The following is a 14,173-nucleotide window of genomic DNA, read 5'->3' on the forward strand; positions in this document are numbered from 1 at the left end:
TCTCCGGGATCAGATGGTTTGCGTGTGGGTAATTAAATCAATTTGATTGCTTTAATAGACGAAAGCAATGCTTAACTTCTCAGCTTGTGATCGCTATCGCGCCACATTCTCTTAACATACCTGGCAACAATTGCCGCTATCCTGCAGAGAAACTTGCAATAGCCATGCCGAAAACACTGCCCGGGAATTAATAAATCAATTTGATTGCTCTATAACAAGCACACATACTGGCGCCACAGGCAGTGAGGGGTATGGACTCATGAGAACATCAGGTACCAATTTGGAACATGCCAGGGCGCATAACCGGCGCGTGGTTATCGAGGCCATTCGGTTAAACGGCGAGTTGACGCGGGCGGAATTGGCGCGCCTGACGGCGCTGACGCCGCAGACCGTATCCAATATCGCAGCCGAGCTCGGCCAGGCCGGCATTCTCTCCTCCCATGCGCCACGCCATGTCGGCGGCCGCGGCCAGCCGGCGGTACCCATGACCCTGAATCCGGACAGCGCTTATTCGATAGGCATTCATCTCGATCACCAGACCCTGCTGATGGTCTTGGTCGATCTTACCGGCAATGTCCGCTTCCGGCGCCTTTGCCTGGTGCAAAAGCCCCAGCCCGGTGCAACGCTTGCGCTGATCAAAGAGCTGCTGGCGGAGATGAAGCAGCAGGCGCCGGTCGACTGGGGCAAAATGCTGGGGATCGGGGTGGTGATGCCGGGGCCGTTTGGCGTCGAGGGCCTATCGTCCGAAGGACCCACCACCCTGCACGGCTGGGAACATGTCGATGTGGTGGCGGAATTGACGACGGCAACCGGCCTGCCGGTGACCCTGGAGAACGACGCTACGGTGGCCGCCATCGGCGAGCGGTTCCACGGCATTGCCAAGCAGCTGGATTCGTTTATCTATCTTTATATCGGCACTGGCCTGGGCGCGGGCATTTTCACCGACGGCCATATTTACACCGGCCATGCGCATAATGCCGGCGAGGTCGGCCACATGGTGGTGCAGCCCGGCGGGCGCCTGTGCTCCTGCGGCAATCATGGCTGCCTGGAACGCTATTTATCCCTGCAATCGGCTTATGAGGCCTGCGGGCTGGATCCCATGATCGCCATGCCCGGGGACCTGCTGCACGTGGAACACGCCCGCTTTGACCGCTGGATCGACGCGGTCCTGCCGGCAACCCGGCAGGCAATCAATATCCTCGAATGCATTTTCGACGCCGAAGCGGTGATTATCGGCGGCCAAATGCCACAGCCGCTGGTGGAAAAAATTGTCGGGCGCCTGCATCCGCTGCTGCGCTCGGTGCGCAGCAAATACAGCGACGGCCACCGCGTCAGGATTGGGCTGAACGGTACCGACACCGCCGCGCTGGGCGCCGCGGCGCTGCCGATATTCGATGAGTTTAATCCGCAATACGAGGTGCTGCTGAAATAACCGGGGCGGCGCCCCGGTGGTCGATCAATGCAGGATCTGGGACAGGAAGGCGCGGGTGCGCTCTGATTTCGGCTGGGTGAAAAACTCGTCCGGCGCGGATTGCTCGACGATCTCCCCGCGATCCATAAAGATCACCCGATCGGCGACGGTACGGGCAAAGCCCATTTCATGCGTCACGCACAGCATGGTCATGCCGTCATTGGCCAGGCCGATCATGGTATCGAGCACTTCCTTGACCATTTCCGGATCCAGCGCCGAGGTGGGTTCGTCAAACAACATGATTTTCGGCTTCATGCATAACGAACGGGCGATAGCCACCCGCTGCTGCTGGCCGCCGGACAGCTGGCCGGGGAATTTATGCGCGTGCTCGGCAATCCGCACCCGCTGCAGATAATGCATGGCCAGCTCCTCGGCCTCTTTTTTCGGCATCTTGCGCACCCAAATGGGCGCCAGGGTGCAGTTCTGCAGCACCGTCAGGTGCGGGAACAGGTTGAAATGCTGGAACACCATGCCCACTTCAGTACGCACGCGTTCGATATTGCGCAGATCGTCATTCAAAAGGGTACCGTCCACCACGATGGTGCCCCGCTGATGCTCTTCCAGATGGTTAATACAACGGATGGTGGTGGACTTGCCCGAACCTGAAGGGCCGCACAGCACGATGCGTTCGCCGGCTTTTACCTGCAAATTGATATCTTTCAATACATGGAACTGACCGAACCACTTATTGACGTTTTCCAGTGTAATCATCAAACGGTCAGACTGGATGGCGTTATTGTCGCTCATTATGTACCTCAATGGGTGGAGGAATGCCCGGTTTGAAAGCGCCTTTCCAAATGTTGGCTATAGCGGGACATGCTAAAACAAAAAATCCAGTAGACTGCCGCGGCGAAGACATACCCTTCCGTCGACATCCCGAGCCAGGCCGGGTCGACCGTGGCCTGCTGCACGCTGCTGAACAAATCGAATAAACCGATAATCACCACCAGGCTGGTATCCTTAAACAGCGCAATGATGGTGTTGACCAGGCCGGGAATCACCATTTTCAGGGCTTGCGGCAGGATCACCAGCCCCTGGGTTTTCCAATAACCCAGCGCCAGCGATTCGGCCGCCTCGTACTGGCCCTTGGGCAAGGCCTGCAGGCCGCCGCGCACCACTTCCGCCACGTAGGCCGACTGGAACATGATCACCCCTACCAGCGCCCGGATAAGCTTATCGATATTGGTCCCTTCCGACAGGAACAGCGGCAGCATGACCGACGACATGAACAACACGGTGATCAGCGGCACGCCGCGCCAGAACTCGATAAATATGATGCAAAACCATTGCACCACCGGCATTTTCGACCGCCGGCCCAGCGCCAGCAGCACGCCCAGGGGCAGCGCGCCCGCAATGCCCACCGCCGCGATGATGAGCGTCAGGGTCAACCCGCCCCATTGACGGGTTTCCACCCGGGATAAACCGAAAAAGCCGCCATACAGCATCACCCAGGTAAAAATGGGGAACAACACCGCCCAGCAGGCAATATAACGTCCGCGACGCGGCATGCCTTTCCAGAACATCGGCAGCAGGCTCAGCAATCCGACCACCAGGGTCAGGTTAATGCGCCAGCGCTGGTCGAAGGGGTACAGGCCATACATGAACTGGCCGAAGCGGGCGTGGATAAAGACCCAGCAGGCGCCGTCGCGGGTGCAGTCGGCGCGGGTGGTGCCCACCCAATTGGCTTGCAATATCAGCCAGTTGAACATGGGCGGGATAATAATCCACAGCAGCCACAGGCAAAACAGGGTCAGCAGGCTATTGGACAGGCTGGAAAACAGGTTCTGGCGTATCCAAAGCACCGCCAGGGCCAGCCGGCTGCGCGACGCTATCGCTACGGGTTCATGGGGATTGATTGTCATGGTCATGAAGGTCTCTTAGCGCTCAACCAATGCTTTACGCCGGTTGTAAATGTTCATTAAGAACGAAATCCCCAAACTGATAACCAGATAGACCGACATGGTGATGGCGATGGTTTCAATCGCCTGGCCGGTCTGGTTGAGCACCGACCCGGCAAATAGCGAGACCATATCCGGGTAACCTATGGCGGCCGCCAGCGAGGAGTTCTTGACGATATTCAGGTACTGGCTGGTCAGGGGTGGGATAATCACGCGCATCGCCTGCGGCAGGATAACCTGGTTTAACGTGACCGGATTAGGCAGCCCCAGCGAACGGGCCGCTTCATGCTGGCCGAAGGGTACCGATTGGATGCCGGAGCGAATGACTTCGGCGATAAAGGTGGAGGTATAAACCGAAAGGGCCAGCGTCAGGGCGGCCAGTTCGGGGATAAGCACCATGCCGCCGCGAAAGTTAAACCCGCGCAATTGCGGCAAATCCCAATGGAGGGCCGCGCCGAATAGCCACTGCGCGCCGGCGGGCAGCGCAATCAACAGCAGGACAATCCAGGGCCAGCTGCGGCGCAGTTCGCCGGTGGCCATCTGGTGGCGGCGGTTAATGCGAAACAGGATAACCGACGCCAGGATGGCGGCAACCAGCGCAACCAGGGTGGCGGCCGCGCCTTCGCCCATCATCGGGGTGGGCATATAAAGGCCGCGGTTGCTGAGAAAGGCCACGTCAAAGGCATTAACCGCCTGGCGCGGACCGGGCAGGTTGCGCAGCACGGCGAAATACCAGAAAAAGATTTGCAGCAGCGGCGGAATATTACGAAAAGTCTCGATATAGATGGTCGACAGTTTACGTAACAGCCAGTTTTCCGACAGTCGCGACAGGCCGATAAAAAAGCCGAGCAGGGAAGCGAACACGATACACAGCGCGGAGACGAGCAATGTATTGAGGAGCCCGACGATAAACACCCGTCCGTAGGTATCGCCCTGTTCGAAAGGAATAAGATGCTGCACGATGCCGAAACCGGCGGCGTCATGCAGGAAACCAAAGCCGGACGTGATGCCGCGGTTGCTGAGATTAGTCAGCGTGTTGTGCAGGATATAGCCGCCAAAGGCTACCACCACCACCACGGCCAGTATCTGGTAGACCCAGGCGCGAACCGCAGGGTTGGTCAACGAAAAGGCACCTTTTACGGTTTGGCGTTGTTGCATGCGCAAAGCCTCAGTATAAATTTATCTGCTGGAAAAGCGCCGGCGGACTACGCCGGCGCTCTCGCACTGTGGCTGGTATTAACGTACCGGCGGCGCGTACTGGATGCCGCCCTGATTCCATAATGCATTCAGGCCGCGCTTGATTTTAAGCTCGCTGCCGGCGCCGACGTTACGATCGAAAATTTCGCCGTAATTCCCTACTTGTTTAACGATTTTGTATGCCCAATCGTTAGGCAGCTTCAGCTGTTCGCCGAAGTTACCTTCTTTACCCAGCAGATGGGCCATATCGGGTGTTGCCGGCGAGGCCGCCAGCTGATCGACGTTTTTCGAGGTCACGCCCATTTCTTCGGCATCGAGCATGGCGAACAGCGACCATTTGACAATGGTGAACCAATCTTCATCACCGCGACGCACCACCGGTCCCAACGGCTCTTTGGAAATCACTTCAGGCAGTACGACATAATCGTCGGGCTTGCCCAGCTTGATACGCAGCGCGTAGAGCTGTGACTGGTCGGAAGAGAGGGTGTCGCAGCGGCCGGACTCGAGCGCCTTGGCGCTTTCGTCGGAACGATCGAAGGTCACCGGGGTAAATTGCATTTTATTGGCTTTGAAATAATCCGCTACGTTCAGCTCGGTATCGGTACCGGCCTGGATACAGACGGTAGCGCCGTCGAGATCCTTGGCGCTTTTCAGTCCGGCCTTGGTATGGGTCAGGAAGCCGATACCGTCATAATAGTTCACGCCGGCGAACACCATGCCCATGGACGCATCGCGGGACGAGGTCCAGGTCGTGTTGCGCGACAGGATATCCACTTCCCCGGATTGCAGCGCGGTAAAACGCTCTTTTGCCGTCAAGGGCGTGTATTTGACCTTGGTATCGTCGCCGAAGACGGCGGCGGCGACGGCGCGGCAGACGTCCACGTCGATACCGGTAAATTTACCGCTGGCATCGGCATAAGAAAAGCCGGGCAAACCGTCACTGATACCGCATTGCACAAAACCTTTTTTCTTTACCGCGTCCAACGTCGCGCCTGCATGTGCCTGATTGGCTATCGCAAAAAGGGTGGCTGCGGCAACCAAGGTGGAAATCATCATTTTTTTCATAAAGCATCCTGTGAGGCAGAAAATTAAAGCCAGTGGTTTTGATGCACTTTCGCTGCGCATCCATCCTGTCTGTTGGCATAGTGCCAGTTACCTCTATAGCAAAGGGGATGCCAATCTGGCAGTTGCTTGCCTGGCGGGTGAACTCACACTTTATTAACAGCCGCGCCGCGCCAAAACGGGACAGTTATGCACAAATATAGTGCAGTGATTCGGCGGACGCACCACTATGACGCCCCGGGTTCCGTTATCTGGGAGCGGGTTGGCAAAAATTGTTGTCGAACCGCCTTGATTGGGCGCATGGGATGCGGGCGCAACATCGCCTTGGGTGCAGTCATTGCACCTTAAAAATTCATTTGATAATTAAAGCTTGCGCGGCGGGGGGTTTTATGAGTAAATAGCGTCAACGGTTTGTAGTACAGACCTATTTATGTAAGTCATTTTAGTAAAGTTGTTCAAGTAAAAGCGATAGCAGACCATCACTTCTTCGACGAATTTCCTTCTTAAGTGCCCATAAGTAAGTAATCCCTGGCAAACAGACCTATTCACCACGCCACATTGTGGCACAAATAATTATGAAGGAAGTATCTATGTCTGACAAAATGACTGGTATCGTTAAATGGTTTGACGCTGGTAAAGGTTTCGGCTTCATCACTCCTGCTGACGGCAGCAAAGACGTGTTCGTACACTTCTCTGCCATCCAGAGCAATGATTTCAAAACCCTTGACGAAGGTCAGCGCGTTGAATTCACCATTGAAAGCGGCCAGAAAGGCCCGTCTGCTGCCAACGTTGTTGCTCTGTAATTTAATTACTCAGCCATAACCACGCAGAAGCAGGTTACCGGACATTCTTAAACGAATAGCCCTTTGGTCGCGCGGCGCAGCCGCCAGAAAATCCAAAGCATCCGGAACCTGACAATGAATTAAAGAGCCTCGACATCGTCGGGGCTTTTTTTCGTCCCCAGAATCCACCGCTTGAGCAAAACCTGTTTTGTCGCTTGACTTAGAGCGCGCTCTAACCCTTAGCATGGGTAAGGTCGGGACGAAATAAGGACAGATATGAAGATCGGTGATATAGCAAAAAAAACCGGGCTGACAGCCCATACCCTGCGCTATTACGAACGCATCGGATTGCTGCCGTATGCCCGGAGGGATGATGCCGGACAGCGTTATTACGACCGCGCCATCCTGCCCTGGATTTCCTTTTTGCAGCGGCTGAAAACTACCGGCATGCCGATACGCGACATGTTGCGCTATGCCGCCCTGCGCGACGGCGGCACGGCAACCCTACCCGATCGCCGGCGCCTGCTGGAGGCGCATCGCCAAAAGGTACGGGCGCATATCACGGAACTGCAATCCTCACTGCTCGTCCTCGACGCTAAAATCGCCGGTTATACCGACGCCAACGTTACCGAGGAATAATGTATGACGATACAGAATATAACCCTATCCAGACTGGAACAGGGTAAAAAAGCCTTAGCCGCTATCGACGGCAGCGCCGGAGAAAACGTGATTGACGCCTTAGCCGATATCGCGCCCGATTTCGCGCGTTATCTGCTTGAGTTTCCGTTTGGCGATATTTATTCACGTCCCGGGCTTGACCTGCGCGCGCGTGAAATCGCCACCATCGCCGCGCTAACGGCGATGGGCAACTGCGCGCCGCAGTTGAACGTCCATATCCAGGCCGGCCTGAACGTAGGGTTAACGCGTGAGGAAATCACCGAAATCATTATGCAGATGGCGATATACGCGGGCTTCCCGGCGGCGTTGAATGGGCTGTTTGTGGCGAAAACGGTGTTTAATCCATCCTGATATCCCCGTATCGTTGCCGATCGCTTAGTCCTGCGGGAGGCGGATGAAGTAACACGGCGCAATGGCGGGTACAGTGAGTGATAAGCCTATGCGTAAATTATATCCGGGGAGGATAGAAACGGCCGGCAGCAGGCTGCGGCGCGAGCGGGCGTACCTGGAAACGCTGCGGCAGCAGGGTAGCGCGCCGATAGCCATGTCCCCGGCATCGCCGGATCTGCCGGTGAAGATGGGCTGACCGCCTGGCTGGAGGGCACATGTTGTGATGGAAACGGCAAAACAGATTAATACGGGTAATGAGTGCGCATGGATTGTTAAAAAAAATAGGTTGCTACCGGTAATAATGGTTTCCTTTTTTTTAGAGATGGCGCCATGTCCTTTCTTGATACCCCTCGCTTTTCTGTCTGGCTGGCAGTCGGCGTGTCCCTGTTCACCTTGATCCTATGGTGCCTGATGCCCACCGACATATTGGTGCATCTGGTCGAAGAGGGGCAACTGGTGGAAAACCTGACTCTGGTGGGATACGGCATCGCCGTCCTGTCGCTGGCGCTGCTGCCCCTGCCGCTATGCCGGCGGCGCACCCGTGTCGCCGTCATCGTGGCCCTGCTGGCGATGATGGCGCGCGAGGCGGACCTGCATAAATATATCGATCATATGAGCATGCTTAAACTGCGCTTCTGGACCGGTTCCCTGCCCACGCTTGATAAGCTGTACGCCGTGCTGTCGCTGGTGCCTATTGTCGTTGCCTGCCTGTATCTGCTGGTCAGGCATGCGTTGCCTGTTTTGCGCGCGGTGCGCATGGGCAAAGCCCATGCGGTGACCATCGCCACTTTTGTCTTCCTGATTGGGCTGACCAACATTATCGACCGTTCCCTGGGCATGATTAAGGGCACTTTCGGCTGGCACGCGCCTGAATGGCTGGTGGCGTTGCAAACCTCGCAGGAAGAATTTCTGGAGCTGTCGCTGCCGTTCCTGGCGTTGGTGGCGGCAATACAGTATCGACGCGCAATGGCAAGAAGCCTGGCGGCGCTGCCGGCCGGACGCGGCCAATGGGTTAAATAGCCGACGGCAGGGCAATAAAAAGGCGTTATTGGTTGCCCAATAACGCCTTTATTTTTATTCAGTTAGCAGTGGTATTAGTTCATACCATACTTTTTCAATTTCTTACGCAGTGTACCGCGGTTAATGCCCATCATCAGGGCCGCGCGGGTTTGGTTGCCACGGGTGTATTGCATGACCATGTCCAACAGTGGCTGTTCTACTTCAGCCAGTACCAGCTCATACACATCATTTACATCCTGACCGTTTAATTGAGCAAAATAGTTCTTCAGTGCTTGTTTCACCGAGTCCCGCAGCGGTTTTTGAGTTACCTGATCCTGAGAGTTAACGGTGGAAACGGTCAGTACGTCAGAATTTACGCGTTGTTCGAACATAGTTCTGTCAGCTCTTTTTTCTATTACGCAAGATTTTCAAAATATGCCTTCAACGCCTCCAGCTGTTCGCCGGCATCCTCAATGGCGTTGAATGTGCGCCTAAACTGGTTGTCGGGGGCATGCTCCTGCAGATACCAGGAGACGTGCTTACGAGCAATGCGGAATCCTTTGCCTGGACCATAAAAGTCGTGCAGTTCCCGTACATGCTCTATCAACAAACGCTTCACCTCGCCTAACGGCGGCGGCGGCAGCAGCTCCCCCGTATCCAGATAATGCTGGATTTCCCGGAAGATCCAGGGTCTTCCCTGAGCGGCGCGTCCTATCATCAGGGCGTCGGCCCCGGTGTAGTCAAGCACCGCTCTGGCTTTATGCGGGTCAGTAATGTCGCCATTCGCGATAACCGGAATGGTAACAGACTGCTTAACTGCCCGAATACTGTCGTACTCCGCGTTGCCGTTGAACAAGCAGGCGCGGGTTCGGCCATGTATTGTGATGGCCTGTATACCACAATCTTCGGCCAATTGGGCAATTTCTACACAATTTCGGTGTTCCGGCGACCAGCCCGTGCGTATTTTCAGCATCACCGGCACGTCCACCGCCTTTACCACGGTCAGCAGGATCTGTTTCACCAGATCCGGAAACTGCAGCAAGGCGGAGCCCGCCATTTTCCGGTTAACCTTCTTGGCGGGGCAACCCATGTTGATATCAATCAGCTGCGCGCCGTTTGCCACGTTAATGACGGCGGCGGCGGCCATATCAGCAGGATCGCATCCGGCAATCTGCACGGCCCGGATACCGGGTTCATCACTATGTACCATACGTAGACGGGACTTATCCGTGCGCCATACCTCAGGATTCGAGGAAAGCATCTCGGAAAAGGTCAACCCCGCTCCCATCGCATGACAGAGTGCTCTGAATGGGCGGTCTGTCACTCCGGCCATCGGGGCGGCTATCAGGCGATTATCGAGCTGCAGGTGTCCAATACGCATAGACAAAGAGAGACCATACTGTGTCCGCAAGGGCGCGTATATTACGCATTTTTTTCGTCAGATGAAAGGCCAAACTTTGAACAATCCGCTGCTATAGATCAATGAAATTGTTCTTTGCATGTCATCTTTCGAATTTTTCACAATAAAAACAAAAAGTTGTAGCTGAAAAATATTTGGTGCGGTCGCGATTTTTTCCTGAATCGCTCCCGCCCCGTCCCCGGCGACGCGGCGGGACGCGCTTGCCGCCGGATTAGCGGCGGCGGCCGGTTATCCGGCACCACTCGTCCTTTTCCGCCACCGGGTCGAGCGAAAACGCGTCGGCGTAAGCCGCCTTGACGTTTTCCGCCTGGCTTGCCAGGATGCCCGACAGGCCGAGATAGCCGCCCGGTTTCGGCAGGAGGGAGATAAGCGGCGCCAGTTCGCGCAGTGGGCCGGCCAGGATATTCGCCACCACCACGTCGGCGCTCAGGTCGTCGGGTTTGTCATGCGACAAATACAGGTCGAGCCGATCGCCCACCGCATTGCGTTGGGCGTTGTCACGGCTGGCCTGGATGGCCTGCGGATCGATATCAATGCCGATGGCGTGCGCCGCGCCCAGTTTCAACGCCGCGATGGCCAGGATGCCGGAACCGCAGCCAAAATCGATTACCGTTTTACCCGCCAGGTCCAAACCGTCCAGCCATTGCAGGCAAAGGGCGGTGGTGGGATGGGTGCCGGTGCCGAAGGCCAGGCCGGGGTCGAGCATGACGTTTACCGCCGTGGCGTCCGGCACCGGGCGCCAACTGGGGCAGATCCACAGCCGTTCGCCAAAGCGCATGGGGTGGAAATTATCCATCCATTCGCGTTCCCAGTCCTTATCTTCCAACTGCTCGATTTTAGGATGGAAATCCTGTCCCAGCAGAGCATGGCCCGATAAGGCGTCTATAAGCGCCGCTATGTCGATATCGGCCGCAAAAAGGCCTATGACATCGGTATCGCCCCATAACCGCGTCTCGCCCGGTAGCGGCTCGAATACCGGGTTGTCGTGGGTATCCTGAAAGGTGACCGATACCGCGCCGCATTCCATCAGCGCGTCGCTGAGTTCCTCGGCGTTGGCGCCGGTGGTGTTGATCTTCATTTGAATCCAGGGCATCTGTTGCTCCCAATAAAAAAATTAAAGGCCGGGCCGGGCAACGGGCCGGGCGGCGGGGCGAAGGCAGTTGCCCGCCAGGAACGCCGCCAGGCTCAGCGCCAGGGCGGGCACAATGGGATGGAAACCGCCGATATGCACATCAAGGGTGGCGAGCACGGCGTAACAGACCCCGCCGGCGATCATCGCGCTCAGGGCCCCGGCCGCGTTGGCGCGTTCCCAGTATAGCCCCAGCACCAGCGGCCACAGAAATACCGCCTCGAGCCCGCCGAAGGCCAGCAGGTTGAGCCAGATGATCATCTCCGGCGGGCGCCAGGCGGCCACCATTAATAACAGGCCCAGCGCCAGCGTGACCGTGCCCGACATCCGCGTCAGCAAGCGTTCGTTGCCCGCCTGGGCGGGACGCAGGCTGAGATAGAGATCCTTGACGATGGTCGCCGAGGATTGCAGCAGTTGCGCGTTGATTGTCGACATGATCGCCGCCAAAGGCGCGGCCAGAAATATGCCGGCCACCACCGGCGGCAGGACGGTGATCATCAGCGTCGGGATCACCTGGTCGGGAATGGTCAGGTCGGGTAGTATCGCCCGGCCCAGGGCGCCGGCAAGGTGCATGCCCAGCATCAGCACGCCGATCACCAGGGTGCCGATAATAATGCCGCGATGTACGGCTTTGCTGTCCCGGTACGAAATGCAGCGCACCGCGGTATGGGGCAGGCCGATAACGCCGAAGCACACCAGGATCCAGAACGACGACATAAACTGCGGCGTCAGCACGTGGTCGACGCCTGTCGGGGATACCAGCGCCGGCTGGATGTGCTGGAGTTTGGTCACCGCTGCGGACAGGCCGCCCGCGGCGTGGATAACGCTGAACAGCAGGATAAAAGTGCCCAGCAGCATGACCAGTCCCTGGAAAGCGTCGTTGAGCACGCTGGCGCGAAAACCACCGAACGACGTATACAACGCGATGCTGATGCCGAAAATCAGCAGCCCGGTATCGTAGGGGATGCCGGCGGCGGTTTCCAGCAGGCGCGCGCCGCCGATAAACTGCACCGTCATGGCGCCGATAAAGGCCACCAGCAGGCTGATACTGGCAAGCCATACCAGCAGCGGGCTTTGATAGCGGGCCAGCAGCATATCGTTGAGAGTGACCGCGTTGTAGCGGCGGGCGAGGATGGCGAATTTCTTGCCGAGCACACCCAGAGACAGCCAGACCGTCGGCAGTTGGATCATCGCCAGCAGTACCCAGCCGAGTCCATATTTGTAGGCCGCGCCCGGCCCGCCGATAAAGGAGCTGGCGCTGATATAGGTGGCGGTGAGGGTCATCGCCAGCACAAACCCGCCCATCGAGCGGTTGCCGAGGAAATATTCCGTCAGGAACTCGCCTTTCTGGCGGCGGCGGTAGGCATAGAACGAAAGCGCGAAGACTAGGACCAGGTAGGCAATCAGCGGTAAAAGGATCTCACTTTGCATCATTATCCTCCAGGGGGATATCGCGGTAGATAACGCGCACCATCAGCCAGCAAAGCGCCAGGAACAGCAGCGGCACCCACAGGCAGGCCATTTCAAACCAATGGGGCAGGCCGGTGAGCCCCTGCCGGTCGTCGGGCAGGTAGGCGGCCAGCACCCAGGCAATCAGATAGGCCACCGCCAGGCCAAACGCCCACCGGGCTTCGCGGTGAGCCTGAAGAAATCGTTTATCCATGATGTCTTGGTACCGGAATGAATAAGTGATAACGAAAAAAAGGCGATTTTACGGCATGTAGCCGATTTGCATAGTGCTAAAGGGGATTTAAACGGAAAAGGCCGGTGACAACCGGCCTTTTGCAGCACGGGTTATTTTTCCACTAAACCGAGCTTTTTCTCCAGGTAATGGATGTTGGTGCCGCCGTGCTGGAAGTTTTCGTCGTTCATGATTTTCAGCTGCAAATCAATGTTGGTTTTGATGCCGTCGATGATAAGCTCCGCCAGCGCATTTTTCATGCGCGCGATGGCCACATCGCGGTTCTCGCCATAACAAATCAATTTACCAATCATGGAATCATAATACGGCGGTACGGTATAGCCCGCGTAGATATGCGATTCCCAGCGCACGCCGAAACCACCCGGCGCATGGAAGCGGGTGATCTTGCCCGGACTGGGCATAAAGGTGTTGGGATCCTCGGCGTTGATACGGCATTCCACCGCGTGCCCCGTAACCCGTACTTCGTCCTGCTTGATGGACAAAGGCTGGCCGGCGGCGATGCGCAGCTGTTCCTTGATGAGATCCACGCCGGTAATCATTTCGGTAACCGGATGCTCCACCTGGATGCGGGTATTCATCTCAATGAAATAAAACTCGCCGTTCTCATACAGGAATTCAAAGGTGCCGGCGCCGCGATAGCCGATATCCCGGCACGCCTTGGAACAGCGTTCGCCGATGTAGCGGCGCATGGCTTCGGTAATGCCCGGCGCGGGCGCTTCCTCCACCACTTTCTGGTGGCGGCGCTGCATGGAGCAGTCGCGTTCCGCCAGGTAGATGGCGTTGCCCTGGCCGTCCGCCAATACCTGGACCTCGATATGCCGGGGATTTTCCAGGTACTTTTCCATGTAAATGACATCGTTGTTAAACGCCGCCTTGGCTTCGGCGCGGGTCATTTTGATCGATGATTCCAGCTCGTTGTCGCCGCGCACGACGCGCATGCCGCGCCCGCCGCCGCCGCCCGAGGCCTTGATGATAACCGGGTAACCGATACGCTTGGCCACCGCGCGGTTTTTTTCCATATCATCGCCGACCGGGCCGTCGGAACCGGGCACGCAAGGCACGCCGGCTTTTTTCATCGCGCTGATGGCCGAAACCTTGTCGCCCATCAGGCGAATGGTTTCGGCGCGCGGCCCGATAAAGATAAAGCCGGAGCGTTCAACCTGCTCGGCAAAATCCGCGTTTTCGGACAGGAAACCGTACCCGGGATGGATGGCCACCGAGCCGGTAATTTCCGCCGCCGAAATAATCGCCGGGATGTTGAGATAGCTTTTTACCGAAGGCGCGGGCCCGATACAAATGGTTTCATCGGCCAGCAGTACGTGTTTCAGATCGCGGTCCACCGTGGAATGCACGGCCACGGTCTTAATACCCAATTCCTTACAAGCGCGCAAAATACGCAGCGCAATTTCACCACGATTGGCGATAACAATTTTATCTAGCATGTG

At 57.0% G+C, this 14,173-nt stretch carries 16 protein-coding genes; 6 read left to right on the forward strand and 10 right to left on the reverse strand.

The window, feature by feature from the left end:
* Positions 1–259: 259 nt before the first annotated feature.
* Positions 260–1,432 (forward strand): ROK family protein, encoded by a 1,173-nt coding sequence (locus ACL2XF_RS23385; protein WP_410013301.1) that lies wholly within the window; start codon positions 260–262, stop codon positions 1,430–1,432.
* A gap of 24 nt (positions 1,433–1,456) precedes the next feature.
* Here the strand turns inward: ACL2XF_RS23385 and ACL2XF_RS23390 are convergent, their stop codons facing one another.
* The 4 genes from ACL2XF_RS23390 to ACL2XF_RS23405 form a co-directional block, all read right to left on the reverse strand.
* Positions 1,457–2,218, reverse strand: a complete 762-nt coding sequence (locus ACL2XF_RS23390; RefSeq protein WP_410013302.1) for an amino acid ABC transporter ATP-binding protein — start codon at positions 2,216–2,218, stop codon at positions 1,457–1,459.
* Between the two features lie 8 nt (positions 2,219–2,226).
* Positions 2,227–3,333 (reverse strand): amino acid ABC transporter permease, encoded by a 1,107-nt coding sequence (locus ACL2XF_RS23395; RefSeq protein WP_413728852.1) that lies wholly within the window; start codon positions 3,331–3,333, stop codon positions 2,227–2,229.
* Positions 3,334–3,348: 15 nt separating this feature from the next.
* Positions 3,349–4,527: an amino acid ABC transporter permease gene (locus ACL2XF_RS23400; protein WP_410013303.1), complete on the reverse strand. Its 1,179-nt coding sequence runs from the start codon at positions 4,525–4,527 to the stop codon at positions 3,349–3,351.
* Positions 4,528–4,605: 78 nt separating this feature from the next.
* Positions 4,606–5,631, reverse strand: coding sequence for an amino acid ABC transporter substrate-binding protein (locus ACL2XF_RS23405; protein ID WP_410013304.1), 1,026 nt, complete (start codon positions 5,629–5,631; stop codon positions 4,606–4,608).
* A 587-nt stretch (positions 5,632–6,218) separates the two neighbouring features.
* On the opposite strand from ACL2XF_RS23405, the gene cspA reads away from it, so the two are divergent.
* From cspA to ACL2XF_RS23430, 5 genes are all read left to right on the forward strand, one after another.
* Complete coding sequence (cspA, locus tag ACL2XF_RS23410) at positions 6,219–6,431, forward strand: RNA chaperone/antiterminator CspA (RefSeq protein ID WP_410013305.1); 213 nt, start codon at positions 6,219–6,221, stop codon at positions 6,429–6,431.
* Between the two features lie 255 nt (positions 6,432–6,686).
* Entirely contained in the window at positions 6,687–7,049 is a 363-nt protein-coding gene (locus ACL2XF_RS23415) for a MerR family transcriptional regulator (RefSeq protein ID WP_413721552.1), read from the forward strand.
* An 18-nt stretch (positions 7,050–7,067) separates the two neighbouring features.
* Positions 7,068–7,439, forward strand: a complete 372-nt coding sequence (locus ACL2XF_RS23420; protein ID WP_413728853.1) for a carboxymuconolactone decarboxylase family protein — start codon at positions 7,068–7,070, stop codon at positions 7,437–7,439.
* Positions 7,440–7,527: 88 nt separating this feature from the next.
* Positions 7,528–7,674 carry a hypothetical protein gene (locus tag ACL2XF_RS23425; RefSeq protein WP_413721550.1) on the forward strand — a complete coding sequence of 49 codons (147 nt, stop codon included), beginning with the start codon at positions 7,528–7,530 and terminating at the stop codon, positions 7,672–7,674.
* A 134-nt stretch (positions 7,675–7,808) separates the two neighbouring features.
* Positions 7,809–8,498 (forward strand): hypothetical protein, encoded by a 690-nt coding sequence (locus ACL2XF_RS23430; protein WP_410013308.1) that lies wholly within the window; start codon positions 7,809–7,811, stop codon positions 8,496–8,498.
* A gap of 74 nt (positions 8,499–8,572) precedes the next feature.
* Here ACL2XF_RS23430 and fis read toward each other — a convergent pair whose 3' ends face one another.
* The 6 genes from fis to accC form a co-directional block, all read right to left on the reverse strand.
* Positions 8,573–8,869 carry a DNA-binding transcriptional regulator Fis gene (gene fis / locus ACL2XF_RS23435; protein WP_410013309.1) on the reverse strand — a complete coding sequence of 99 codons (297 nt, stop codon included), beginning with the start codon at positions 8,867–8,869 and terminating at the stop codon, positions 8,573–8,575.
* Positions 8,870–8,892: 23 nt separating this feature from the next.
* Positions 8,893–9,858 (reverse strand): tRNA dihydrouridine synthase DusB, encoded by a 966-nt coding sequence (gene dusB, locus ACL2XF_RS23440; RefSeq protein ID WP_410013310.1) that lies wholly within the window; start codon positions 9,856–9,858, stop codon positions 8,893–8,895.
* Positions 9,859–10,108: 250 nt separating this feature from the next.
* Positions 10,109–10,990: a 50S ribosomal protein L11 methyltransferase gene (gene prmA, locus ACL2XF_RS23445; protein WP_413727608.1), complete on the reverse strand. Its 882-nt coding sequence runs from the start codon at positions 10,988–10,990 to the stop codon at positions 10,109–10,111.
* Between the two features lie 21 nt (positions 10,991–11,011).
* Positions 11,012–12,457: a sodium/pantothenate symporter gene (panF, locus tag ACL2XF_RS23450; RefSeq protein ID WP_410016720.1), complete on the reverse strand. Its 1,446-nt coding sequence runs from the start codon at positions 12,455–12,457 to the stop codon at positions 11,012–11,014.
* Complete coding sequence (locus tag ACL2XF_RS23455; protein ID WP_413727609.1) at positions 12,447–12,689, reverse strand: YhdT family protein; 243 nt, start codon at positions 12,687–12,689, stop codon at positions 12,447–12,449. Before ACL2XF_RS23455 ends, panF begins: the two co-directional genes overlap by 11 nt.
* A 131-nt stretch (positions 12,690–12,820) precedes the next feature.
* Positions 12,821–14,170, reverse strand: coding sequence for an acetyl-CoA carboxylase biotin carboxylase subunit (gene accC / locus ACL2XF_RS23460; protein WP_410013313.1), 1,350 nt, complete (start codon positions 14,168–14,170; stop codon positions 12,821–12,823).
* Between the last annotated feature and the right edge of the window lie 3 nt (positions 14,171–14,173).

The organism is Sodalis sp. RH19 (genome assembly GCF_047324215.1).
In the GTDB taxonomy this organism is placed as follows: domain Bacteria; phylum Pseudomonadota; class Gammaproteobacteria; order Enterobacterales; family Enterobacteriaceae; genus Acerihabitans.

Excerpts from the sequence above, each read along its gene's own strand:
- ACL2XF_RS23415 (WP_413721552.1), top strand. The coding sequence starts at position 6,687 with ATGAAGATCGGTGATATAGCAAAAAAAACCGGGCTGACAGCCCATACC.
- cspA (WP_410013305.1), top strand. The coding sequence starts at position 6,219 with ATGTCTGACAAAATGACTGGTATCGTTAAATGGTTTGACGCTGGTAAA.
- panF (WP_410016720.1), bottom strand. The coding sequence starts at position 12,457 with ATGCAAAGTGAGATCCTTTTACCGCTGATTGCCTACCTGGTCCTAGTC.
- ACL2XF_RS23400 (WP_410013303.1), bottom strand. The coding sequence starts at position 4,527 with ATGCAACAACGCCAAACCGTAAAAGGTGCCTTTTCGTTGACCAACCCT.
- ACL2XF_RS23405 (WP_410013304.1), bottom strand. The coding sequence starts at position 5,631 with ATGAAAAAAATGATGATTTCCACCTTGGTTGCCGCAGCCACCCTTTTT.
- ACL2XF_RS23425 (WP_413721550.1), top strand. The coding sequence starts at position 7,528 with ATGCGTAAATTATATCCGGGGAGGATAGAAACGGCCGGCAGCAGGCTG.
- ACL2XF_RS23455 (WP_413727609.1), bottom strand. The coding sequence starts at position 12,689 with ATGGATAAACGATTTCTTCAGGCTCACCGCGAAGCCCGGTGGGCGTTT.
- ACL2XF_RS23385 (WP_410013301.1), top strand. The coding sequence starts at position 260 with ATGAGAACATCAGGTACCAATTTGGAACATGCCAGGGCGCATAACCGG.
- ACL2XF_RS23395 (WP_413728852.1), bottom strand. The coding sequence starts at position 3,333 with ATGACAATCAATCCCCATGAACCCGTAGCGATAGCGTCGCGCAGCCGG.
- prmA (WP_413727608.1), bottom strand. The coding sequence starts at position 10,990 with ATGCCCTGGATTCAAATGAAGATCAACACCACCGGCGCCAACGCCGAG.
- accC (WP_410013313.1), bottom strand. The coding sequence starts at position 14,170 with ATGCTAGATAAAATTGTTATCGCCAATCGTGGTGAAATTGCGCTGCGT.
- ACL2XF_RS23430 (WP_410013308.1), top strand. The coding sequence starts at position 7,809 with ATGTCCTTTCTTGATACCCCTCGCTTTTCTGTCTGGCTGGCAGTCGGC.
- dusB (WP_410013310.1), bottom strand. The coding sequence starts at position 9,858 with ATGCGTATTGGACACCTGCAGCTCGATAATCGCCTGATAGCCGCCCCG.
- ACL2XF_RS23390 (WP_410013302.1), bottom strand. The coding sequence starts at position 2,218 with ATGAGCGACAATAACGCCATCCAGTCTGACCGTTTGATGATTACACTG.
- fis (WP_410013309.1), bottom strand. The coding sequence starts at position 8,869 with ATGTTCGAACAACGCGTAAATTCTGACGTACTGACCGTTTCCACCGTT.